Genomic DNA, 22,112 nt, shown 5'->3' with positions numbered 1-22,112 from the left:
CCGCGATCCTGGTGCCATCGGTGCCGGCGGGATCGAGCCGCCGCCCCGCACCGGGCACCTGAACGGGGGATCGCGCTCCGCCGGCAACGGCGCTGGCGCAGCGCGATCAGGGGACGATCACCGCTCCCGCGCCCCGCTCTGGCTCAGCGGACCAGGGTCGCCATCAGCCGGTCCAGCTCGGCCGCCGGGTCGACGGTGAGACCGGTGTGCACCGGCCCCGTCTGGATCATCGTGCTGCGCGGCGCGGCCAGCCAGTGGAAGCGCTCACCGAGGCGCATCCGGGTCGCCGGCCCGTCACCGGAGCAGGTCCGGTCCCAGGAGTCGAGCACCGCGGCCACCGCAGGCAGGTCGACGTCGGGCGCCAGGGCGCGAACCCGGTCGGCGTCCAGGTGCGTCCGCGCGGCCAGGAAGTCGCGCTGCTGGCAGTAGAGCAACACGCCGACGTTGATCTGCTCACCGCGCTCGATGCGGGGCACGAGCCGGATCAGCGCGTACTCGAAGGGTTGCCTCATGCCCCGCTCCCCGATGGCAGCCAGTCGGCCGTGCGGGCGACCCGGCGGGACAGGTGATCCAGGTACGCGTCGCGCGCCGCGTCGGCCGTCTCGAAGTCGGCGGCGGTCAACCACTCCCCCGGCACCAGGGCCAGCACCTCGGTGAGCAGCTCCGGGGTGACCTGGGGGGCCAGTTCGGCGTCGGCCTCGGCCAGCCGCGACGCGTACGGCGCCAGCACGTGGTCCTCCGCGCGGTAGGCCCGGTGCACAGCGGCCTCGGCGCGTGGCCAGTTGTGGTGGAAGTACAGCGAGGCGCCGTGGTCGATCAACCACAGCTCCCGGTGCCAGACGAGCAGGTTCGGATTGCGCCAACTCCGGTCGACGTTCTCCACGTACGCGTCGAACCAGAGCACCCGGGAGGCCAGCGCCGGGTCGACGGGGTGCGCCACCGGGTCGAAACCCAGCGCCCCGGGCAGGAAGTCCATCCCGAGGTTGGCGCCGCCGCTGTTGCGCAGCAGCTCCTGCACCTCCTGGTCGGGCTCGGCCCGCCCGATCACCGGGTCGATGTCGAGGACCACCAGCGGCGGCACCCGCAACCCCAGCCGGCGCGCCAGCTCACCGCAGATCACCTCGGCGATCAGCGCCTTGGGCCCCTGCCCGGCGCCTCGGAACTTTGCCACGTAGGTGCCGAGGTCGTCGGCCTCCACCACGCCCGGCAGCGACCCACCCTCGCGCAGCGGGGTGACGTAACGGATCGCGGTGACCTGGCGGAGCACGCCGCCCACCCTACTGGGGCCGGCCGGGACGGGTGGCGGGCCGGCCCAGACCGGCACGCCCGGGTCAGTCGAGCTTGTCGCGCAGCTTGTCGACCTGGGTCTGCAGGCGGTCCACAGCGTTCTCGTTGTTGACGAACGTGGTGATGCCCGCGGCCAGACCGAGCCCGATCAGCACGGCCAGGATGCTGAGCACCAGGCCGCCGATCGACACGCCGCGACCGGTGACCCCGGGTCGGCGCGCCATCTTGAGGCCGACGATGCCGAGGATGATCCCGATGATGCCGAGCACCAACCCCAGCCAGGCGAGGATCGCCGTCAACACGCTGAACAGACCAGCCACTCCGAACACCAGGGCGAAGGTCGCCGCGGCGCTCGTCTTCGCGCGGGTGTCCCCCCGATGGCCGCGGGATCCGGCCGTTACGCCGGCGCCCCGCGCCGGCTCGCTTGCGGCAGTCATGAGATTCCCTTCCGTACGCGCGGCGCGCGTACTTGCGGCGAGCGGCATTCCCCTGACGACCGCCGTTACGCCTCCCACCAGCAGAAGTGTCGGTGGTCGGCCCTAGGCTGGCCGCCCGGCCACGAAAAGGAGCGCCCGATGCCTGTCGACCTCAGCGCGGCCGACGCGCTGGCGCTGCGGATGACCAGCCTGCTGCTGCGCCCACACCCGAGCACCCGACCCGGCACCGTCGCCGAGGTGGTCGAGTGGTTCGGCGCGATGCAGGCACAGGATCTGGCCAGCGGGCTGTGGTCGCTGGGCGCCCGGCTACCCGGTCGCAGTGTGGCCGACGTGCAGGCGGCGTTGGAGCGGCGTGAGGCGCTGCGGACCTGGCCGATGCGGGGCACCGTGCACCTCGTCCCGTCCGCTGACGCCCGCTGGATGCTGGAGCTGACCGGCGTACGATCCCTGGCCGGCGCGGCGACCCGGCGGGCACAGCTCGGGCTCACCGAGGCCGACGCGGACCGGGCGGTGGAGGTGCTCGGCACCGCGTTGGCCGGCGGCGGGCGATTCACCCGCGCGCAGTGCCTGGCCACCCTGCGGGCGGCCGGCCTGGGCACCGACGGGCAGCGTGGCTACCACCTGCTGTGGTATGTGAGCGTTCGCGGCGTGACCTGCGTGGCGCCGAACGTCGGCACCGAGCAGACCTTCGCCCTGCTCGACGAGTGGGCGCCCACGTCCCACCGGCTGGAGCGGGACGAGGCGCTGGCTCTGCTCGCCCACCGCTACGTTCGCGGGCACGGCCCGGTCACCGACCGCGAGTTCGCCGGGTGGAGCGGCCTCACCCTGACCGACGCCCGGCGCGGCCTGGCCGCCGCCGACGACGCGCTGAGCACGGTACGCGTCGACGGCACTCCGATGTACGTCGACGCGGCAGTGGCCGACGCGCCACGCACCGCGCCGGACGACGTGTTGGCGCTGCCCGGCTTCGACGAGTATCTGCTCGGCTTCCGGGACCGCACGTTGATGCTCGACCCCGCCCACCAGGCGGCCGTGGTGCCGGGAAACAACGGCATCTTCCAGGCCACAGTGGTCCGCGCCGGTCGGGTGGTGGGTGTGTGGAAGCGCAAGGTCGGCCGCACCGCGGTCACCGTGACGATCCAGCCGCTCACCACGCTCGACGTCGCCGCGCGGGCCCGGGTGGAGCAGGCGCTCGGGCGCTACGCCGACTTCCTCGGGCTGCCGGCTCGCTTCGACTGGTTGACCTGACCCGGCGGCGTCACTGCTCCGGTGGTGCCGGGTCGGACGGTCGTGGGCGGGCGGCGCTGAGCAGGTCGACGATCCGGGTCACCCGGGGGTCCGCGCGGATCTGCGCCACGCTGGCCGGCAGCGGCAGCCGCCAGTTCGGGTACTCGTCCACGGTGCCCGGCATGTTGGGTTGGCGCACCTCACCCAGCACGTCGTAGAGGGAGACGCCGACCAGCCGGGTCGGGCTGGCCGCGAGCGCGGCGTGCATCGCCACCACCACCTCGCCGTCGTCGGGCGTCTTCGCCGGTTCAGCCGACTCAGACCCCGCAGCCGGCTCGGGCAGCAGGTTCTCGGCAGCCAACATCGTGAGCAACCGGTCCCGATCGGCGGCGGCGCGGGCCCGCTCCACCGCCAGGTCGGTGCCGAGCAGCTTCAACTCGTCACGCACCCGCACGTGCTCACCGGTCAGGAAGCCGGGCGCGGTGGGCAGATCGTGGGTGGAGATGGTGGCGAGGGCGTTGCGCGGCCACCGGGACGGCGGGACGAAGTCACCGGCCTCGTCGCGGGCGAACCACAGCACTGTCGAGCCGAGCATGTTACGCCCCCGCAACCCTCGGGTCACCGCCGGTTGGACCGTGCCGAGATCCTCACCGACCACCACCGCGCCGGCCCGGTGCGCCTCCAACGCGAGGATGCCGAGCATCGCCTCGGCGTCGTAGCGCACGTAGGTGCCCTCGGCGGCGCCGCCGCCCGGCGGCACCCACCACAGTCGCCACAGGCCGGCGACGTGGTCGACCCGCAGGCCACCCGCGTGCCGCAGGACGCGGCGCAGCATGTCCCGGTAGGCGGCGTAACCGGTGGCGGCGAGCCGGTCCGGGCGCCACGCGGCGAGCCCCCAGTCCTGGCCGAGCTGGTTGAAGTCGTCCGGTGGCGCGCCGACCCGCACGCCCTGGGCCAGCACGTCGGCGAGCTGCCATCCGTCCGCGCCGCCCGGGTCGATGCCGACGGCCAGGTCGTGCACGACACCGACCGGCATTCCCGCCGAGCGGGCCGCCGCCGTGACGGCGTCGAGCTGCTCGTCGCAGAGGTGTTGCAGCCAGGCGTGGAAGGTGACCCGGTCGGCGAGGCGCCGACGTTGCTCGGCGACCGCCGGGGCGTCCGGGTGGTGCAGGTCCGCCGGCCAGGCACGCCAGTCGTTGCCGTGCCGCTCGGCGAGCGCGCACCAGGTGGCGAAGCTGGTCAGCGCCGGGTCCGCGGCAAGATCCACCGGCTGGGCGTACGGATGCAGCAACTCCAGGGCGCGCCGCTTGGCGGCCCACACCTCGTCGTAGTCGATCAGGGGCCCGCGGTCGGGACGCAACGCGTCGACCACCGCACGGGTGGCCGGGTCGGCCGCCCGGTACGCGGCGGTGTCGCTGACCCGCAGGTAGAGCGGATTGACGAAGCGTCGACTGGCGGGTGAATACGGTGAGGTGGCCACCGGATGCGCCGGCCCGACCGCGTGCAGCGGGTTGAGCAGCACCAGCCCGGCCCCGGTGTCACCGGCCCACCCGGTGAACTCGGCGAGGTCACCGAGGTCTCCCATCCCCCAGGAGCGTTCCGAGGTCAGCGCGTAGAGCTGGAGCATCCACCCCCAGCTCGACGGCGGCACCGGCAGTCGGCGCGGCACCACCACCAGTGTCACCTCCCGGTCGGCGCAGGCCAGCCGGTGCCAACCCAGTGGCAGGTCCGCCGGCAGCTCACCGTCGACCGCGCGACGGCCACCGTCCTCCAGGGTCACCACCCCCGGGCCGGGCAGCGCCCGGCTGCGTCCGTGGGTGAGCACGACCGTCTCCGGCAGGGCGCTCCGGTCGACCGCGCGGGCGGCGGCGAGCGCATCGGCGATCGCCGACGGGCTGGTGGCGTCCACGCCGAGCAGCCCCAGCACACCCACCACGGTCTCCGGTGCGACAGCGACGCGGCGGTGCCGCCAATCCTCGTACCAGGTGGAAACACCGTGCGCGTTTGCCAGCGCGGCCAGTCGTCGGTTCATCCCGTCCGTCCCCCGCTTCACGACGAAACCTGCGACCACCTTGCCACGCCCGCCCCCGCGCCGCAGAACACGGCGGGCGCGCCCCTCCCACGCCCCCGCCCCCGCCGCGCCGATCTTGCACTTCCTGTCCCGACACAAGGGCATTCCACCTGTATCGACAACCGAAAGTGCAAGATCGGCGCGATCGGGCCGTCAGTCGGCGAGCGCGCCGGCGGCTCGACCCTCGTGCAGGGTCAGGTTGCGGCCGTTGGCCGGGTCGAACAGGTGGATCTTCTCCAGGTTGAACCAGACCCGCCGCGTCTGCCCCTCGGCGACCGGGGACTCGGCGGACAACCGGGTCACCAGGTTGCCGCCGGCACCGGCGAAGTCGGCGGCGCCCGCGTCGGCGGCCAACTCCTCCAGCTCGGCGGCGCTGGCCTTCTCCCCCTCGACTGTGAAGTAGACGTACTTGTCCGAGCCCATCGACTCGACGATGTCCACCGGCGCCTCGAACTCCATGCCCCGCCGACGGGTGTCGTCGTCGACCAGTTCGGCGTCCTCGAAGTGCTCGGGCCGGATGCCGAGGATCAGCTCCCGGGGCGCGTCGGCCGACTCCAACTCCCGGCGGACCCGGTCACCGATCGGCACCTTGCCCAGGGCGGTGTGCAGCTCGCCGTCCTGCACGGCGGCGTGCAGGAAGTTCATCGACGGCGAGCCGATGAAGCCGGCCACGAAGAGGTTCTTCGGGTGGTCGTACAGCTCCTGCGGCGGCCCGACCTGCTGCACCGCGCCCCCGCGCATGATCACCACACGGTCGCCGAGAGTCATCGCCTCGGTCTGGTCGTGAGTGACGTAGACGGTCGTGGTGCCGAGCTGCTTCTGCAGGCGGGACACCACGGTGCGCATCTGCACCCGCAGCTTGGCGTCGAGGTTGGACAACGGCTCGTCCATCAGGAACGCTTTCGGCTGGCGGACGATCGCCCGGCCCATCGCCACCCGCTGACGCTGGCCACCGGAGAGGTTGGCCGGCTTGCGGTCCAGCAGCGAGGTCAGCTCCAGCACCTTCGCCGCCTCGTCGACCTTGCGGTCGATGGTCTCCTTGTCGAGTTTCGCCAGCCGCAGCGGGAACGCCATGTTCTCCCGCACTGTCATGTTCGGGTACAGCGCGTACGACTGGAACACCATGGCGATGTCCCGGTCCCGGGGGGCCTTGTCGTTGACCCGCTGCCCGGCGATGCGCAGCTCACCGGAGCTGATGTCCTCCAGCCCGGCGATCATGTTGAGGGTGGTGGACTTGCCGCAGCCCGAGGGCCCGACCAGGATCACGAACTCGCCGTCGGCGATCTCCAGGTCGACGTCCTGCACGGCGATGGTCCCGTCCGGGAAGCTCTTGCTCACCTTGTCCAGCACGATGTCAGCCATGACTACCCACCTATCCCTTTACCGCGCCGGAGGTCAGGCCGGACACGATGCGACGCTGGAAGAAGAGAACGAACAGGATGATCGGAACGGTGATCACCACCGCGGCGGCACAGATCGCCCCGGTGGGGTCCTCGAACTGCGACGCGCCGGTGAAGAACGACAACGCGGCCGGCACCGTGCGGGACCGCTCGGTCGAGGTCAGCGAGATGGCGAACAGGAAGTCGTTCCAGCAGAAGATGAAGACCAGGATCGCCGTGGTGAACAGCCCGGGCGCGGCCAGTGGCGCGATCACCCGCCGGAACGCCTGCCCCTGGGTGGCGCCGTCCATCTTCGCTGCCTTCTCGAGATCCCACGGGATCTGCTTGAAGAACGCCGACAGCGTGTAGATCGCCAGCGGCAGCGCGAAGGTGATGTACGGCAGGATCAGCCCGAGCCAGGTGTCGAAGATCTTGAGCTGACGCTCGATCTCGAACAGCGGCGACACCAGTGACACCTGCGGGAACATCGCGATCAGCAGGGAGACGCCGACCAGCAGCTTCTTGCCGGGGAAGTCCAGCCGGCTGATCGCGTACGCGGCCATCGCGCCGAGCACCACAGCGATCAGCGTGGCGATCAGCGCGATGCCGATCGAGTTGACCAGCGCCCGGACGAACTGGTCGGTGTCGAAGATGGTCCGGTAATTGTCCAGCGTCCACTCCCGGGGGATGAAGTTCCCGTCGGTGAGGGTGGCCGGCGTCTTGAACGACAGCGACGCGATCCACAGCACCGGGACCAGCGCGAAGACGACCACGAGGACGTCGAGCAGACCCCAGCGCAGCTTTGCCCTGGTAGTGGTTTCGACAGCCATGTCAGCGCCTCTCTCCGTCGTCGCTGCCCGGGGCAGCAGTGCCGAACAGCTTCACGAAGACGAAGGCGATGATCGCCACGGTGATGAAGATCAGCACCGACATCGTCGAACCGATGCCGAGGTTGAGGCCCCGGATCAGGTTGTTGTAGGCGAGCATCGACACCGACGACGTCTCGTTGCCTCCGGCGGTCAACACGAAAATGTTGTCGAAGACCCGGAACGCGTCCAGGGTGCGGAACAGCAACGCGACCAGGATCGCCGGCTTCATCACCGGCAGCATCACCTTGGTGAACTTCTGCCAGGCGGTCGCGCCGTCGGTGGAGGCCGCCTTGAGCAGGTCCTCCGGGACCAGCGCCAGGCCGGCCATCAGCAGCAGCGCCATGAACGGGGTGGTCTTCCAGATCTCCGCCAGCATGATGATCGCCAGGGAGCTGGCCCGTTCGGTGAGCGGCGCGCCGTCGCTGAACAGGTCGGCCAGGTAGCCGGTGCCGGGCGTCCAGGCGTACCGCCAGGAGAACGCGGCGACCACTGTGACGATCCCGTACGGGATCAGCGCCGAGGTCCGGACCAGGCCGCGCCCGACCAGGGTGCGGTGCATGATGATCGCCAGGCCCATGCCGAGCACCAGCTCGACTGCCACGGTGACCACCGTGATCAGCGCGGTCACCCCGAACGCGGTCCACCAGAACTCGTTGGTGAGCACCGTGACGTAGTTCTCCAGCCCGATGAACTCACGCTGGTCGGGGAAGCGCAGGTCGAAGCGCTGCAACGACAGCCAGACCGAATAGATGATCGGGTACGCGGTCACCGCGATCATGACCAGCGCGGCCGGCGCGCAGAGGAGCAGACCGAGCCGGCGTTCGGCCTTCTTGTTCTCGCTCAACGGGGGCTTGCGACGGCCACCACGCTGGGTCGGCACTGTGGCGTGCCGGCCGGTGGATTCGCTGGTCTCGTCGGCGGCGACGTCGGCGCCGGTCGGCGTGGCGTTGATACTCACGGCAGGACCCCCTTGGACTGGAGGGCGTCAGCGATGGCGCCGCGCAGCTCGTCGGCGGTCTGCTGCGGGCGGATCCCGGACGGCGGCGACAGGATCGCCGACATCACTGTGGAGATGCTCTGGTAGGCGGGGGTCAGCGGACGCGTCGCCGGCTCCTTCAACTCCTCCAGGATGGTGTCCTTCATCGGGTACGCCTCGGTCATCTCCGGGTCGTCGAAGACCGCCTCGATGGTCGGCGGCACACCGTCGTTGATGGCGGAGAACTTCTGGTGCTCGGCGCTGCGGATGCACCGGGCCGCCTCGAAGGACTGCTCCGGGTGCTTGGAGTAGGAGCTGACCGCCAGGTTGACCCCACCGATGGTGACCTTGCTGGGGGTGCCCTCGTCGATGCCCGGAATCCGAGCCCAGCCGACCTGCTTGGCCAGCTCCGGGTTCGCCTCCTGAAGAGCCGGGTAGACGAACGGCCAGTTCACCTGGAACGCGCCCGCGCCGGACTGGAACTCCAGCCGAACCGGGTCCTCGGTGGCGTTGCTGAACGACGGCGAGGTCACGCCCGACGTGGCGAACTTCTTCAGCTGCTCCAACGCCCGGACCGTGCCGTCGTCCATCACGGCCTTCTTGCCGTCGTCGCTGAGGATCTTCCCGCCGGCGCTTTCGGCAAGGGTGTTGTAGAGGACGACCAGACCCTCGTACTGCGCGCCCATGGTGAGCACCTGGTACGGCTTGCCCTGGTCCTTGAGCTGCTGGGCCGCGCTGATCATCTGGTCCCAGGTGGTCGGCGGCTGCGGCACCAGGTCCTTGCGGTACCAGAGCAACTGGACGTTGGTGTTCTTCGGCGCCGCGTACAACTTGTCCTCGTACCGGGCGGTGTCCAACGGCCCGGCGAGGGTGCCCTGCTCGACCTCGGCCTTGTCCTGGCCGGTCCACTCGCGGATCCAGTCGGCGCTGGCGAACTCCTGGGTCCAGGTGACGTCCAGCCCGAGCAGATCCATCCCGCTGTCCTCGGCTGCCAGCCGGCGCACCATCTGCACCCGCTGGTCGTCGGCCTGCCGGGGCAGCACCCGGTAGGCGATCTCGTACCGTCCCTGGGCCTGCGCGTTGCAGTCGTCGACGACCTTCTGCAGGTTCTGCTCGGGCGGGTAGTACAGGTTGATCGTCGGTGGGCCACCCGCGTCGTCCGCGCCGCACGCGGCCAGCGGCGCCACGAGTGCCAGCGCGGCAGCCGCCGCGCCCAGCCGAACAACCGGCCGGCGTCGGTGTCGAGCCGTTTCGGGGTCCGTCATCGCCCTCCCCCTCTCCTCGGCGAAAGACCGGGGAGGGCATCCGTGCCCCGGCGCACGGCGAGCCGATTCCGAGTCGGCAAGCTGCGGAAACTCCGGCCCGGATGCTCTGTAGCGGCTACTCTGCCCCACCCGCGAAGTCGCGAAACCTGGCTGTCACAGCGAGCGTGCGCACAGCGACCGACCCTGTGCGCCCCGCGCCCCGACGCCGCGCGCGTGATCAACTCGACTTCCTGAACCGGCCGCCCAAAACGCGGATGATCGACTCAGCTTCCTGGAAGTCGCGCCATCACCGCGCCAGGAAGTCCCCGCCTTTCAGGAAGCGGAGTCGATCATGGGCTGGGACCGCGGGCCTTGAGCCAGACGGCGGCCGAGCGTGGAGGCGCAACAGTATGACAGGTGTAAGCTGCGCGTATGACAGAGCCTCAGCGCCGCTTCACGATCTCCGTTCCCCCGGACGTGAGTCAGATCCTGGAGAGCCAGGGCAATCGCATGGCCAGTGCCTACGTCACTGAGTCGGTGCGTCGGCGCAAGCGGGTGGAGCAGCACAAGGAGTTGTTGCTCGCCGCCGGCATTCACGTCAGCGAGCAGGGTGTGGCCGAGGCTCGGGCCCGCCGCCTGGGCGTGGAGGCTGAGTGGCCTGCCGAGCGGTTCGAGGCGGAGCGCGCCAAGATCCGCGCCGCCATGGAGGCCGAGATGAACGGTGACGACGCCGCGCCCCGCGCCGACGCCGCATGACCTCGGAGACAACACCACCAGTTCGGCTCATCCTGGACCGGTCGGCCCTGCTGGGATACGCCGTCCTCCGGACGGTGCACGTAGGCGAGCCCGTCCACGAGGTGATTGAGGACGGGGTGCGGTTCGGGGTGCCGGTGGTGGCAGCGACCGAAGCGTTGACCATGGCGACCGGCAAGGACCTGGCCCTCCTGCACAAGCTGCTGGCCTTGACTTCCTGCGCGCTGCTGCCCGAGCAGGCGGAGGATCTACCGGAGCTGACCTTCTGGCAGCGCAGGACCCGCCGTTTCGACCTGGCCGCAGCCGCCGTGGCGGGCCTGACTCACGACGCCGCGGTGCTGACCAGTGAGGGGCCCGGATACTCCGACGGGGTGCCACTGATCCACTTTCCGGGATGAACGACGGCGGACCGAGCGTCAACCCCGGGCCCTGGCCCAGGAGAGGAAGCGCTCGGTCATCCTGGTCGGTGGATGATCCGGGTGGAGTTGGGTGAGCTGGTTCGTCGCCTCGTGCATCAGAGTGCCGAGGTAGATCAGCAGCGCGGTCCGGCTGGTCCGGTACTCCGTCAGCAGGGCGAGCTTGGCCGGCTGGCAGGGCCACTCGATGCCACAGTTCCGGCACCGCCATAGCGGGCGCATGGCGACGTGCGGGACGGGCGGCCGGACCACCATCACCGCCACCGCGCCGAGGGCTGCTGGGCTGTCGGGGTGAGCACATCGACCTCCTCGGGGACGGGGAAGGGGCCGCTCCCGCAAGGGGGAAACGGGAGCGACCCCGGAGGGCAGGGCCCGCCGCCGCCATTCCGGCCACCAGCGGACCCGCCACTGGTGACAGTCTGGTGATGACGCGACTACCGTCGATACGTGCTCGCGCCATTTGTGCAGCTCAGCGCTCCAGGTGAGCACCCATGACGGACGCGCCGAGCCAGACTGAGCGAAGGTTGGGGAATCGATGGGGACCGTCACCGACTACGTGCTGGAGGAACTGCGTCTGTTCCGGACGGGGTCCGGGCTCAGTCAGGACGACTTCGGCAGGGGCATCGGTTATTCGGGTTCGCACGTCAGCTCGGTGGAGACCGGCGGGCGACCGCCCACGAAGGAGTACATGAGGGCGGTCGACACCCACCACCAGACTGGCGGACGCTTCCTCCGCATGCTGGACGGGTTGGCCCGGCTCGACGCGGAGCCGGCCTGGCTGCGCGAGTGGATCGAGTTCGAGCGGGAGGCGACCACGCTGCGCTGGTTCGAGTTGGCCTACGTGCCGGGCCTGCTCCAGACCGAGCGGTACGCCCGCGCGACGCTGGCCGGTGGCCGGTTCGATGCCGAGGACGTGGACCGGATCGTCGCCTCCCGGCTGGAGCGCCAGGCGATCCTGCAACGCCCGCGCCCGCCGCAGCTCATCGCCGTGCTGGACGAGGCGGTGCTGCGCCGGCCGGTGCTCGACCAGCCGGGTCTCATGGTCGAGCAGTGCGAGCACCTGGCCCAGTTGGCCGCGGCGGAGCATATCCAGGTGCACATCGTGCCGGTGGATGCTGGGATGTATCTGGGGCTGGCCGGTCAGTTCATCATCGCCGAGATGCCCGACGGTGAGCGGGTGGCGCACGCCGACAACCAGCTCACCGCGCAGTTCGTCGATGCACCGACCGACGTCGCTAAGCTGGCGAAGACGTGGGAGATCGTGCGGAACGAGGCGCTCCCCCGCCGGCAGTCAACCGAGCTGATCAAGGAAGTGGCGAAGTCATGGGCATGCTGACCCCACAGTGGCGAAAGTCGACCCGGTCCGGCGGCAACGGCGGATCCTGTGTCGAGGTCGCCGACAACCTGCCGAGTGTGGTGCTGGTGCGCGACACCAAGGACCGCGACGGCGGCACCCTGCACGTCGACCCGACGACCTGGAAGGCATTCGTCGCGTACGCCAAGCAGCACTGAACGCGGCACTCGGAGAAACCCTCAATCGAGACTTCCCCGAAGGAGACACGCCCCGACCCGGGTCCGATTGATCATGGAGTTATGGTGCCGGGTTTGGGGTTGTGCGCAGACTTTGTCACCCACCACAACCTCATGATCGACGAGGCGCCGAGCAGCGCTGACTTCGCCACGCGGCGCTCTTCCACGGACGGACCGCCCGGACCGGGCATGCTGGAACGATGATCGCGCGCTTCAAGGACCTCTGTCTGGACGCCGCCGACCCGCTCGCACTCGGCGCCTTCTGGGCCCGGATGCTCGACGGTGACGTGGCCGATGCCGGTGACGGTGACACCCGGGTGGACCCCCGCTCGGCGCGCTCCGACGCCGAGTCCATCTGGGTCAACCGAGTACCCGAGCCGCGGGTCGGCAAGACCCGCGTACACCTGGATCTGCGGTTGGCCGACGCGGACCCGGCGGCGCTGCTCGCGAACGGCGCCCGACTGGTTCGCGAACCGGCCGGCGACGCGTCCTGGTGGGTGTTGGACGACCCGGAGGGCAACGAGTTCTGCGCGTTCCCGGCCCGCGACGGCACCCGGCCGGGCCCGTTCGAGCTGGTGGTGGACTCGACCGACCCGGCGGCGCAGGCGACCTGGTGGGCCGGGGTGGTCGGCGGCACCGTCGAGCACGAGTCGAGCACGTCGTCGGTGGCCGGCGCGGCCGGGTTCCCGTGGGAGTACTGGGTGTTTGTCGCAGGGCCCGAGCCCAAGACGGTCAAGAACCGGCTGCACTGGGACGTCGACCTGGTCGACCCGGAGCCGATGGCGCTGATCGCGGCGGGCGCGACACTGCTGCGGGAGCCGCTCGACGAGGCGCACTGGTGGTGGGTGCTGGCCGACCCCGAGGGCAACGAGTTCTGCGCCTTCGCACCACGCCCCACCGGGTGAACGACCGACTACCGAGCGCGGGCGTCGTCGGCTAGCGTTTTCCTAGCGCCGTAGCCGGCGCGTTCGCCGCCGCCGTCGACACGCCTCCGGCCGACCCATGCCTGCCCGATCGGTTGGTAATCGCGGGAACGTCCCACCGCCGCGCCCCCGGTTCGGCAGGATCGTCCCAACGAGGAGGTGCCGTCGTGCAGGACACCCGCGCTCTCGCCCTGACGTTCGAGGTGAGCGGCCTGCCACCGGTCAAGACCGAAGCGTTGTCCATCTTCGCCGCCGGCCACCGGCAGGCGACGAGGGTCCGCACCCTGCTCCAGGCCGCCCTCGCCGCGGCCCAGCGCACCGGCTGGACGCCGTTGCCCGGGCCGATCGAGGTGGACCTGGTGTTGCGCTGCCCGCCCGGGCACCGTACGTCCGACGCCAGCACCCTTCTCGGCGGCGTCTGTGCGGTGTTGCAGGACAAGAAGCGGGTGTCGAGCATCGGCCTCGCCCACCTCGGCGTGCTGGTGGACGTCGCCCTCTACGACGACGACCGGCAGATCCGCCGGTTGTCGTACCACGAGGAGCCGGCGGAGGAGTTCTCGTACCAGGTGCGGGTCGCCGCCGTACCGACCGGGGTTTGACCGACGTTCGCGGTGGGGTATCGCGGACGCCGAAGAAGGGAGCACCGATGTCGGAGCCACATGTCACGCTCGACCCCCGCGGGCTCGATCCTGTGCAGCAGAAGCTGCGCGGCCCGCTGGAGGAGCAGCTGACCTCGGCGCTTCAGGCGGCCACCGAGCGGATCCGCGCCGACTACGGCGGCGAACCGGTCGAGCAGGTCTGCCAGCGACTGTTGGAGGAGACTCGCTCCGGGTTGCATCCCGACATCGCTGCCGGGTTCAACCCGGACATGGACGAGTTCTGCCGGGTCGCAGTGTCGATCGTCCGGCGCGACGCCGGCTGAGTCGCCCCGGTTGTCAGTAGCGGCTGAGCTGGGCGTACGGGCTGAGCACGATGCGTGGCGACAGCGCCGGGTCCAGCCAGTTGAGCACGTCGACCAGGTGACCGTTGGCGAGGGAGACGCAACCAGCGGTGGCGTTGCCGGCGCTGGTGCTGAACTGGTGCAGGAAGATCCCGCTGCCCGCGTTCGGCACCGGCTTCGGCACGTTCGGCGGCATGTTGTAGGTGATCACGGCGAAGTGCGTGTACGCGGGGACCTCCTTCCACAGTGCTTCGCTGGCCCCGCCCGGGTTGGTCGCACTCTGCTGGAAGGTGTTGTAGAGCGGGGACGACGGGTTCTCGTTCCACCAGTCACCGCTGACGAGCCGGTGGTAGGGGAATCGCACGCCCGGGTTGGCGGCGATGCCGTACATGGTGGGGCCGATCGAGTAGACGCCGGTCGGCGTGGTCGGCACACCCTCCACGTGGTTGTCGCTGAAGCCCTTTGAGCCGATCCGGGCGGGCAACGACGCCGAGGCCGGCTGCCAGGTGCTCCTGACCCGCACGAACGCCTCCAGCGTGGCGTAGGTGGTGGTGTAGCTGCTGGCCCCGACGATGATCACCTGCTTCGTCTCCGCCGGCAGCGTGGTCAATGCGCTGGCGCGGTTCTGGGGCTGCCACTTCGGCAAGGGTCGCTGCACCGCGGCCGTGCCCCAGCCCGGCCGCAGCGGCCGGTCCGCCGCGAGTGCGGGCGCGGCCGGGACGATCACGGCTGGGGCGACCAGACCGGCCGCCGCGCCGAGTAGGAGAGATCTGCGCTTCATGCCGCCATCCTGACAGTCGAACCGGCGCGCGGTCTGCCCCGCTCGCATCGGTCGAACGACTCGCGGGCCGGGTCAGGACCGGGTCCGCAACTACCCGGCCCTGACCCTCGGCCGTCCGGCAGGGAAGCGGACAGCTCCGGCACCCCGCCGCGCGGGCGTGGCACGACGCCACGCGCCAGAACGGGGTGAGCCAGCCACTTCGCACTCAGCTCCACGGTGCTCACCCGCCGAAGGCCGACGCGCCCCCGACACACCCCGAAGGGCCGTGAGCGCCGGACCAGGCTAGGCGCGCTCCGGCCGGCCGGACAAGCCGGGTCGGACGACCGGCGGCAGGACTGATCCCACGCTCAAAATCGGGCAGTTTGGCGTAACGCGACCATGATCGCCGACGCTGTTTGGCTTCGGTACGGTCAGAAGTGGCGCAGCAGGTCCCGGAACGCGGCGAGCCGCAGCACCCCGCCGTCGGTCGGGTCCAGCTCGTCGTCCTCCAGCACCCAGGTGTTCGCGTTCGGAATGAACACCGCGTTCAACCCGGCGGCCCGCGCCGGCAGGATGTCGGACTTCGGGGAGTTGCCGATCATCCACGCGCCGTCCGGCGCGAAGCCGTGCTCGCGAGTGAGCCACCGGTACGTGTCGACGTTCTTCTCGGCGACGATGTGCGCGGCCCCGAAGTGGTGCAGCAGACCGCAGGCGTCCAGCTTGCGCTGCTGCTCCTCCCGATCGCCCTTGGTGAGCAGCAGCAACTCGTGCCGTCCGGCCAGCTCGTCGAGCGCGTCGGCCACCCCGGGCATCAGCTCCACCTGGTGCTCGACGAGGGCCACCGCCAGCCGGTCGATCTCCTGACGTTCGGAGTCGGTGGCCGGCCGCTCGCGCAGCCGCTCCAGGCACTCCGCCAGGCTGCGCAGGAAGACCTTGCTGCCGTACCCGTGCGCCACCGCGTTGGCCCGCTCGATGTCGTCGAGGACGGCCCGCAGCGCGGCCCGGTCCAGGGTGGGGTGGTCCAACCAGCCCAGGAAGTCGTCGATCACCCGCTCGAAGACGACGTTGTTCTCCCACAACGTGTCGTCCGCATCGAAGATCAACACCTGCGCCTGTCGTCGCGCCGCCACACCGACCGTCATGCCATGCCCTCCCCGTGCCACCGTCGCCAAGGCCGAGAGACAGGATAGGCGGGAGATCGATTTGAGATCTTCCGGATTTTCGTGAACCGTTCCGGCTCGGCCGCTCCCCGGCAACGGCCTCGTCCTCAAGGAGTTGGGTAACGCCAAGCTGGACACCACGTTCCGGTTCGCCGACAAGGGCCCGGCCGACCGCCAGCCCATCAACTGACCGCGATCAGGGGGCGTCGGTGCGACCTGGTCAGGGCCACCGCAGCAACCGTTGCGCGATCAACGCTTCGCGGTCCTCCTGCCCCTCGGGTCGCAGCCGGCCACCGCGGGTGAGCATCACCACGCCGTGCAGCAGGCTCCAACCCACCTCGGCCAGGGTGTCCGGGTCCCGCCCCTCGGCCAGCGGGGTCAGGGCCGCCCGCAGCTCGGCGAAGACCGCCCGCGGCGCGGCCGGCACGCCATCGACGCCGAGGGCCAGGTCGGGGGTCAGCGCGAGCATCGCGTCATAGACCTCGGGATTCGTGTACGCGAAGTCGAGGTACGCGGTCGCGACCGCCGGCCAGACCCCCTCGGGGCTCCCAGCGGTTTCCGCGTGCGCCTCGGCGAGGTCGGCGGCCAGATCGGCGAAGGCGCACACCGCGACCGCGGCGATCAGCGCCTCCAGACCGGCGAAGTGCCGATAGATGTCGCTCATGTCGATCTCGGTTCGTTCGGCGAGCCGTCGGGTGGTCACACCCGCCCAGCCCTCCGTCTCGGCCAACTCTCGCGCGACCGTGACGATGAGGTCACGCCGGTCCTGTTCAGTGGCCTTCTCGGCAGGTCCGGGCACGCCCACGAGCGTAGAGGCGTACACCTGCCGTAGCGGTCGGGTGACGGATTGGTGACTGTTGTGGGTCGCCGGCCCCTTCGCTCCACGTGCCACAGCCGCCCCCTGGCTCGTTAGGCGAGGAGATCACCGCGACGGGAGGGCACGTGGTTCGGCGACACCGACGCGTGGCGAGCCGATGAGGAACACCCCCGACAGGCTGTTGCGCAGCGAAGCCACCCGCCAGCGGGCCACCTTTCTGGAGCTCTTCCTCGACCTGGTCTTCGTCTTCGCCCTCACCCGGATCTCCGCCCGGCTGATCGCCGACTTCACCGACGGTCAACGCGGCGTGTACGCGGGTCTCGGCCAGGCTCTGCTGCTGTTCCTGGCGCTGTGGGCGGTCTGGTCGGTGACCGTCTGGTCGACAAGCTGGCTGGACCCGGACGCCCCGATCGTCCAGACCGTCATCATCATGACGTTGGTCGGCGCCATGACGATGGCCGTCGCCGTGCCGCACGGCTTCGGCGCACGGGCCTCCCTCTTCGCCATCACCCTGGTGACTCTCCAGATCGGCCGGGTGGTGTTCTTCCACGTCGCCGGGCACGGCCGGCCGGACCCACAACAGTCGATCCGGATTCTGTTCTGGTTCGGCCTGAGCGCACCGCTCTGGGTCTCCGGCGGGCTGGTCAACGACGGCACGGTTCGCGGGGCACTCTGGACCCTCGCCGTGCTGATCGACTACGCCGGGCTGTTCCTCGGCTGGCCGACCCCGCGACTCGGCGCGCAACGGCTCGGCGTCCAGATGATCGCGGCCGAGCACCTGGCCGAGCGGTACCAACAGTTCCTCCTCATCGCTCTCGGCGAGGCGATCTTCGTCATCGGGCTCGCCTTCAGCGGCAGCGAGTTCCACACCGACCAGACGGGTGGGTTCGTCCTGGCGCTGGCGAGCACCGTCCTGCTCTGGCGGATCTACTTCCACGTGGCGGGAGGGATGCTGGGCACGGCCGTCGACCGTTCCCGCAACCCGGCTCGACTCGCGACCGACATGGCGTTCGCCCACATGGTCATGATCGCGGGGATCGTGCTCACCGGCGTCGGCTTCGAGCTGTTCATCGCCGAGCCGCTCGGGCACCTCCCGGCGACCTGGCTCATCGCCATCTTCGGCGGCCCAGTGCTCTTCCTCGCCGGACGATCGGCGCTCGAATACCAGGTCTTCGGTCGGGTTTCCCGGTCCCGGCTGGCCGGCCTGCTGGCGTTCGGCCTGCTGATCCCGGCAGCACTGCACCTCCAGCCACTCACCGCCGGCGCGGTCGCCGCCGTGGTGCTGCTCGGCGTCGCCGGAGCGGACGCGCGACGATCCCGTCGACACTCACCGGAGACACCCGCGCCCCCGTACTAGACGAGTAAGTCCTAACGCGTTGCCTGGCCCGGCAAGTCGATGTGCGGTCGAGCGGTATACCTCAGAGTCATATTCATACCTCTGAGGTATACCGCTCAAACCCGCATCCGCCCCGACGGAGGCGACCGACGGTCACCGCCGACCGTCAGCGGCGCAGGGCCGTTTCGCTCCGCATGTGCGACAACTTCTCGGGGTTACGCACCGCGTAGACCCCGCTGATGAGACCGTCGTCGACACGCAGCGCGAGGACCGTGTCGACCGCGCCGTCGAGCCGCAGAATCAGCGCCGGGTGACCGTTGACCTGGGCGGGGTGCAACGACATGGTCGCGACCCTGGCGTGTGTGCTGCACAGCAGGCGGGCCACCTTGTCGGCCCCGGCGACAGGCCGCAGCACGGCCTGCTTGATCCCGCCGCCATCGCCGAGGAGCACGACATCCGGCGCGAGGACGTCGAGCAGGCCCTGCACGTCGCCGGTCTCGACCGCCAGCCGGAACGCCGTGAGCGCACGTCGGGTTTCGGCCGGCGAGACCATCCCGCGCGGCCGCCGCGCGGCGACATGCGCCCGCGCACGGTGGGCGATCTGACGGACAGCGGCCGGGCTCTTGTCGACCGCCTCGGCGATCTCGTCGTATCCAAGGTCGAAGACCTCACGGAGTACGAACACCGCCCGCTCGGTCGGCGCCAGCGTCTCCAGCACCAGCAGCATCGCCATCGAGACGCTCTCGGCGAGTTCGACGTCTTCGGCGACGTCGGGCGCGGTCAACAGCGGCTCGGGTAACCAGGAGCCGACGTAGGACTCCCTACGCCGACCGACGGCACGCAGCCGGTTGAGCGACAGTCGGGTGGTGATCCGGACCAGGTAGGCGCGCTGGTCCCGCACCGCCGTGAGGTCCGCGTCCGCCCACCGCAGCCAGGTCTCCTGGAGTACGTCCTCCGCGTCGGCGGCCGAGCCGAGCATCTCGTAGGCCACGGTGAAGAGGAGGTTCCGGTGTGTGACGAACGCGTCGACGGCCCGGTCCCCCCGGCCGTCCGCACTCATGATTCCGCCTTCCGCATCCATGCGTCCTCCAGTCTCGCCGAACTCGACCGCGTCGCCCACCAGACACCGGCCTTCCGACTTCTGTGACGCCGGGCGTCCGTGCTCCTCGTCACCTCACGAGCTGTCACGGCGCACCGGCCGGCGGTGTCTCCTGTGTGACCCGAAACGGAGGACAACTCATGAACCTTGCACTGTGGATAGCGGCTGGCCTGTTGGCCACAATTGCCCTGGCCGGCGGCATCACCAAGACGTTCGTACCCAAGCAGAAGTTGTCAGCGGCCAACGGCGGCGGGTGGACCGGGGACGCCAGCGTGGGCTTCGTCAAGACCCTCGGCGTCCTCGAACTCCTGGCCGCGGTCGGCCTCATCCTGCCCGCCGTGCTGGACATCGCACCGGTGCTGGTGCCGGTCACCGCCGTCTGCTGGATCCTGCTGATGATCGGCGCGATGATCACCCACCTGCGCTACGGCGAGGCGAAGTTCATCGTGCTGAATCTGGTCTACCTCGCGGTGGCCGCGTTCGTGGCCTGGGGCCGCCTCGGACCCGAGCCCTTCACCGGCTGACCTGAGCCCACTACCGCCCCGGCTGATCGACCATGCCCCGCTACCATCGCGCGATGACGTCACGGACCGCGCTGAGGAAGCGCACCAAGCGCGCCCTCGTGGCCGTGTCCGTGACGCTGGGACTGCTGTCGTGCCTGTGGGTCCTGTCGTTCCTGTGGTTGCAGGTGTTCAAGACCGAGGGATCGTTGCCGCCGAAGTCGCGGATGCCGGAGGTGCCGTCCGGGGCGACGATCGCCGACGAGAGCATGGAGTGCGCCTCCGGTGGATGCTGGCGAACGATCACCCTGGTGCCCGCGGCGGGGCAGTCTCCCGAGGATCTGGCACGCGAGATGGGTCTCTCTGAGGAGCTGAGCCTGCCGCCGACAGTGTTCGACCCGGCGTCTGTCTACGTGGGGGCCAACCCCAGGGAGGGCAGGCTGACCGTCCACATCGGCTATCAGTGAGTCTCTCGGGGCCTGGCAGCGCCGCAGGCCGCGACGCCGCCTTGCGGCGCGGCGCTCAGGAGGGTGCGGCGGCGGGGAAACCATCAGTGAGCGCGCCAATCACCTGCTGGATCCGGTGCTCCGCCGTCAGGTCGGTGTGGCTGGTCAGCGCGACGTGGTGCAGCACGCTGACCACAACCAGGGCCAGTGCGTCAGTGTCGGCGCCGGCCGGCACGCGCCCACGGGTCTTCTCTCCGGGGCGGACCGCAACATCCCGGTCAAGGCTCAGCGTTGGATGGCCGAGCGGGCCGATGCCCGGGAAATTGTGGAGATCCGTAACGCCTCGCATGCCGTCGGTGTGTCCAACCCCGGCCCGGTGGCGGACCTGATTGTTCACGCGGCGAAAGCGCGCTGATCCGACAGCACGACATCGGAGATGCCGGCGGGCGGATCGGTGTCGGCGTACGACGGCAGTGGCGGCACCGGTGGGTGCCGCCACTTCCGTTGGTAGCGCCGCATCCCCACGCACCCAACACGATCGTTCGATGCCCGTGCGTGGCGGCGACCTCCAGCGCCGCCGGGCACGCCGGGCCAGCACCGCCGGCACATCAGCGGCGTGCTCGGGCTGGTTACGGAGGATCGCACCAAGGCTCGGCGCCGCAGCTACCGGTGCGCCGGTAGCGGGCGCGTGCGGCGGCAAGACAGCACCCTGGCTGCCGGGCCAAGGGGCTGACCCCCAGCGCGAATCACCGAGGCCAAGCAGCAGGCGAGGCCCGGCCCGCCACCAGGACAAGGGTTACATAGACAGGTCGACATCAACTGATACTCTCTTCTCGCCTTACCCCCTAGAGGAGAGACACCGAATTGAAGAAACTATCGAGCGTCGCGACCGCGCTCGCACTCTCAGTTGGAATCGCTATCGCCCCGGCGGCATCTGCCTACGCTGCTACGGACAGGAGCGGGGCGGAACGGCTGAACATCCCGAACAGCAGTGCGTGCAAGAACGGTCGCACGGTCATGCAAGGCATGGTGGCAGGGCCAGGCGGCCAGCTTTACATCATTTTCACAAAGGCGGCCGGCGCCGAGCCCGTCCTGTCCAGGTGGGTGCGCGACGGCTCGACCTGGGACGGCACTAGCTGGATCTGCGCCGGTGCGCCAACTTCCATACCCACACTCGGCCACGGTAACGACCTCGCCTACAACGCGAACTATCTGGGCCAGGGCCCGGCCCTGATTGCCACCCAGGGGAGCCAATCCGCGTTTCTGAGCGACAAGGTGACAATCGTACGCCTGAACGCCGACGGATCTATTGGCACAACCGGGGAAGTGCGTCTACCGATAGGAAACATCAGCGGCCTCTGCTACAGCGCTACGGCCGCCGGCGGAGCCGGCAAATATGCTGCCCGACGGTTGGGTAGCCTGTGGACCCATCCCGGCGCTGGCGCGCTGACGAGTGGATGGACGCTGGTGAAGAGCAACCTGACGAGTCACGATAATCGTTCCGACCAAGGCATCGACTGCTCGGAGAACTATATCTGGAACACCAAGTCAATCAACACCTCAACGCCCGCCACCGGGTGGAACTGGGTGTACCAGTACAACTGGTCTGGAGGCGATGTGGAGAGTGACATCGGAATTCCGGGCAACAACCTGGTCGATGAGATCGAAGATGTCACCCATGTGGGGAGCGAATTCTTCGTCGGCATCAACCGAAACGACGGACTAGCCGACACCGTGAAGGTGCTCACCGAATAGTTCGAGCAACTGTAATGCTGTTGACGTATCCATGGGCTGCTTGGTCAGCTTTGTCGGTTCGACCGAGGAAGTGTCTCGCAGGGCCCGCTAGCTGTACTGCCCAGGGACGTTGGTCGAGATTGTGTGACGACACGATCTGATGTCGTAGGTAGGTGAAGGCCTCCGGTTGTGGAGTGGAGCTGTCTAG

The 22,112-nt window shown here is 69.8% G+C and carries 27 protein-coding genes; 12 read left to right on the top strand and 15 right to left on the bottom strand.

Annotated elements, in window-relative coordinates:
- Positions 1 to 143 precede the first annotated feature (143 nt).
- The 3 genes from FB453_RS25780 to FB453_RS25770 form a co-directional block, all read right to left on the bottom strand.
- On the bottom strand, positions 144 to 512 hold the full coding sequence (locus FB453_RS25780) for a DUF3037 domain-containing protein (protein WP_091404117.1): 369 nt from the start codon (positions 510 to 512) through the stop codon (positions 144 to 146).
- Positions 509 to 1,267 carry a HipA family kinase gene (locus tag FB453_RS25775; RefSeq protein WP_145794389.1) on the bottom strand — a complete coding sequence of 253 codons (759 nt, stop codon included), beginning with the start codon at positions 1,265 to 1,267 and terminating at the stop codon, positions 509 to 511. The genes FB453_RS25780 and FB453_RS25775 overlap by 4 nt, the downstream gene beginning before the upstream one ends.
- 64 nt (positions 1,268 to 1,331) lie before the next feature.
- Complete coding sequence (locus FB453_RS25770; RefSeq protein WP_486480449.1) at positions 1,332 to 1,772, bottom strand: hypothetical protein; 441 nt, start codon at positions 1,770 to 1,772, stop codon at positions 1,332 to 1,334.
- A 90-nt stretch (positions 1,773 to 1,862) separates the two neighbouring features.
- On the opposite strand from FB453_RS25770, the gene FB453_RS25765 reads away from it, so the two are divergent.
- Positions 1,863 to 2,972 (top strand): winged helix DNA-binding domain-containing protein, encoded by a 1,110-nt coding sequence (locus FB453_RS25765; protein ID WP_145794386.1) that lies wholly within the window; start codon positions 1,863 to 1,865, stop codon positions 2,970 to 2,972.
- A 10-nt stretch (positions 2,973 to 2,982) separates the two neighbouring features.
- On the opposite strand, the gene malQ is transcribed toward FB453_RS25765, so the two are convergent.
- The 5 genes from malQ to FB453_RS25740 form a co-directional block, all read right to left on the bottom strand.
- Positions 2,983 to 4,983 (bottom strand): 4-alpha-glucanotransferase, encoded by a 2,001-nt coding sequence (malQ, locus tag FB453_RS25760; protein ID WP_145794383.1) that lies wholly within the window; start codon positions 4,981 to 4,983, stop codon positions 2,983 to 2,985.
- Positions 4,984 to 5,175: 192 nt separating this feature from the next.
- Positions 5,176 to 6,384 (bottom strand): sn-glycerol-3-phosphate ABC transporter ATP-binding protein UgpC, encoded by a 1,209-nt coding sequence (locus FB453_RS25755; RefSeq protein ID WP_145794381.1) that lies wholly within the window; start codon positions 6,382 to 6,384, stop codon positions 5,176 to 5,178.
- A 10-nt stretch (positions 6,385 to 6,394) separates the two neighbouring features.
- Positions 6,395 to 7,231, bottom strand: coding sequence for a carbohydrate ABC transporter permease (locus FB453_RS25750; protein ID WP_091404101.1), 837 nt, complete (start codon positions 7,229 to 7,231; stop codon positions 6,395 to 6,397).
- Position 7,232: 1 nt separating this feature from the next.
- Positions 7,233 to 8,228, bottom strand: coding sequence for a carbohydrate ABC transporter permease (locus FB453_RS25745; RefSeq protein WP_112674542.1), 996 nt, complete (start codon positions 8,226 to 8,228; stop codon positions 7,233 to 7,235).
- Positions 8,225 to 9,511 (bottom strand): ABC transporter substrate-binding protein, encoded by a 1,287-nt coding sequence (locus FB453_RS25740; RefSeq protein ID WP_112583026.1) that lies wholly within the window; start codon positions 9,509 to 9,511, stop codon positions 8,225 to 8,227. The genes FB453_RS25745 and FB453_RS25740 overlap by 4 nt, the downstream gene beginning before the upstream one ends.
- 411 nt (positions 9,512 to 9,922) lie before the next feature.
- On the opposite strand from FB453_RS25740, the gene FB453_RS25735 reads away from it, so the two are divergent.
- Together FB453_RS25735 and FB453_RS25730 are read left to right on the top strand one after the other, a co-directional pair.
- A complete protein-coding gene (locus FB453_RS25735; RefSeq protein ID WP_145794378.1) occupies positions 9,923 to 10,246 on the top strand; it encodes a hypothetical protein in 324 nt (107 codons plus the stop codon).
- Entirely contained in the window at positions 10,243 to 10,641 is a 399-nt protein-coding gene (locus tag FB453_RS25730; protein ID WP_124858603.1) for a hypothetical protein, read from the top strand. The genes FB453_RS25735 and FB453_RS25730 overlap by 4 nt, the downstream gene beginning before the upstream one ends.
- An 18-nt stretch (positions 10,642 to 10,659) precedes the next feature.
- Here the strand turns inward: FB453_RS25730 and FB453_RS25725 are convergent, their stop codons facing one another.
- Positions 10,660 to 10,914: a flavin reductase gene (locus FB453_RS25725; RefSeq protein ID WP_145794376.1), complete on the bottom strand. Its 255-nt coding sequence runs from the start codon at positions 10,912 to 10,914 to the stop codon at positions 10,660 to 10,662.
- Positions 10,915 to 11,194: 280 nt separating this feature from the next.
- On the opposite strand from FB453_RS25725, the gene FB453_RS25720 reads away from it, so the two are divergent.
- From FB453_RS25720 to FB453_RS25700, 5 genes are all read left to right on the top strand, one after another.
- Complete coding sequence (locus FB453_RS25720; RefSeq protein ID WP_145794374.1) at positions 11,195 to 11,995, top strand: Scr1 family TA system antitoxin-like transcriptional regulator; 801 nt, start codon at positions 11,195 to 11,197, stop codon at positions 11,993 to 11,995.
- A complete protein-coding gene (locus tag FB453_RS25715; protein ID WP_145794637.1) occupies positions 11,989 to 12,171 on the top strand; it encodes a DUF397 domain-containing protein in 183 nt (60 codons plus the stop codon). Before FB453_RS25720 ends, FB453_RS25715 begins: the two co-directional genes overlap by 7 nt.
- Before the next feature lie 218 nt (positions 12,172 to 12,389).
- Positions 12,390 to 13,094, top strand: coding sequence for a VOC family protein (locus FB453_RS25710; protein WP_145794372.1), 705 nt, complete (start codon positions 12,390 to 12,392; stop codon positions 13,092 to 13,094).
- Positions 13,095 to 13,279: 185 nt separating this feature from the next.
- Complete coding sequence (locus tag FB453_RS25705) at positions 13,280 to 13,711, top strand: RusA family crossover junction endodeoxyribonuclease (protein ID WP_112583019.1); 432 nt, start codon at positions 13,280 to 13,282, stop codon at positions 13,709 to 13,711.
- A gap of 47 nt (positions 13,712 to 13,758) precedes the next feature.
- Entirely contained in the window at positions 13,759 to 14,034 is a 276-nt protein-coding gene (locus tag FB453_RS25700; protein ID WP_112583018.1) for a hypothetical protein, read from the top strand.
- A 13-nt stretch (positions 14,035 to 14,047) separates the two neighbouring features.
- Here the strand turns inward: FB453_RS25700 and FB453_RS25695 are convergent, their stop codons facing one another.
- The 3 genes from FB453_RS25695 to FB453_RS25685 all read right to left on the bottom strand — a co-directional run bounded on the left by FB453_RS25695 (position 14,048) and on the right by FB453_RS25685 (position 16,771).
- The gene (locus FB453_RS25695; RefSeq protein ID WP_186718544.1) at positions 14,048 to 14,833 is read right to left on the bottom strand and encodes a L,D-transpeptidase family protein; all 786 of its coding nucleotides are present in this window, start codon (positions 14,831 to 14,833) and stop codon (positions 14,048 to 14,050) included.
- Positions 14,834 to 15,243: 410 nt separating this feature from the next.
- A complete protein-coding gene (locus FB453_RS25690) occupies positions 15,244 to 15,954 on the bottom strand; it encodes an HAD family hydrolase (RefSeq protein ID WP_112700140.1) in 711 nt (236 codons plus the stop codon).
- A gap of 238 nt (positions 15,955 to 16,192) precedes the next feature.
- Positions 16,193 to 16,771 (bottom strand): TetR/AcrR family transcriptional regulator, encoded by a 579-nt coding sequence (locus FB453_RS25685; RefSeq protein WP_486480448.1) that lies wholly within the window; start codon positions 16,769 to 16,771, stop codon positions 16,193 to 16,195.
- 175 nt (positions 16,772 to 16,946) lie between these two features.
- Here FB453_RS25685 and FB453_RS25680 point away from each other — a divergent pair, with 175 nt between their 5' ends.
- Positions 16,947 to 18,146 (top strand): low temperature requirement protein A, encoded by a 1,200-nt coding sequence (locus tag FB453_RS25680; RefSeq protein ID WP_145794367.1) that lies wholly within the window; start codon positions 16,947 to 16,949, stop codon positions 18,144 to 18,146.
- 145 nt (positions 18,147 to 18,291) lie between these two features.
- Here FB453_RS25680 and FB453_RS25675 read toward each other — a convergent pair whose 3' ends face one another.
- The gene (locus tag FB453_RS25675; RefSeq protein ID WP_222431412.1) at positions 18,292 to 19,185 is read right to left on the bottom strand and encodes an RNA polymerase sigma-70 factor; all 894 of its coding nucleotides are present in this window, start codon (positions 19,183 to 19,185) and stop codon (positions 18,292 to 18,294) included.
- A 179-nt stretch (positions 19,186 to 19,364) separates the two neighbouring features.
- On the opposite strand from FB453_RS25675, the gene FB453_RS25670 reads away from it, so the two are divergent.
- Together FB453_RS25670 and FB453_RS25665 are read left to right on the top strand one after the other, a co-directional pair.
- Positions 19,365 to 19,748, top strand: coding sequence for a DoxX family protein (locus FB453_RS25670; RefSeq protein ID WP_145794363.1), 384 nt, complete (start codon positions 19,365 to 19,367; stop codon positions 19,746 to 19,748).
- A 53-nt stretch (positions 19,749 to 19,801) separates the two neighbouring features.
- On the top strand, positions 19,802 to 20,191 hold the full coding sequence (locus tag FB453_RS25665) for a hypothetical protein (RefSeq protein WP_145794360.1): 390 nt from the start codon (positions 19,802 to 19,804) through the stop codon (positions 20,189 to 20,191).
- 55 nt (positions 20,192 to 20,246) lie between these two features.
- Here FB453_RS25665 and FB453_RS34395 read toward each other — a convergent pair whose 3' ends face one another.
- Positions 20,247 to 20,567 (bottom strand): hypothetical protein, encoded by a 321-nt coding sequence (locus tag FB453_RS34395; protein WP_186718542.1) that lies wholly within the window; start codon positions 20,565 to 20,567, stop codon positions 20,247 to 20,249.
- Positions 20,564 to 20,689, bottom strand: coding sequence for a hypothetical protein (locus FB453_RS35065; RefSeq protein WP_486480447.1), 126 nt, complete (start codon positions 20,687 to 20,689; stop codon positions 20,564 to 20,566). The genes FB453_RS34395 and FB453_RS35065 overlap by 4 nt, the downstream gene beginning before the upstream one ends.
- Before the next feature lie 345 nt (positions 20,690 to 21,034).
- Between FB453_RS35065 and FB453_RS25650 the strand changes: the two genes are divergently transcribed.
- Entirely contained in the window at positions 21,035 to 21,925 is an 891-nt protein-coding gene (locus FB453_RS25650; protein WP_145794358.1) for a hypothetical protein, read from the top strand.
- Positions 21,926 to 22,112: the final 187 nt, after the last annotated feature.

Source organism: Micromonospora sp. CNZ322, from assembly GCF_007827755.1.
Note: the sequence above shows the minus strand (reverse complement) of the source record. Positions and strands in the feature narration are given on the sequence as shown.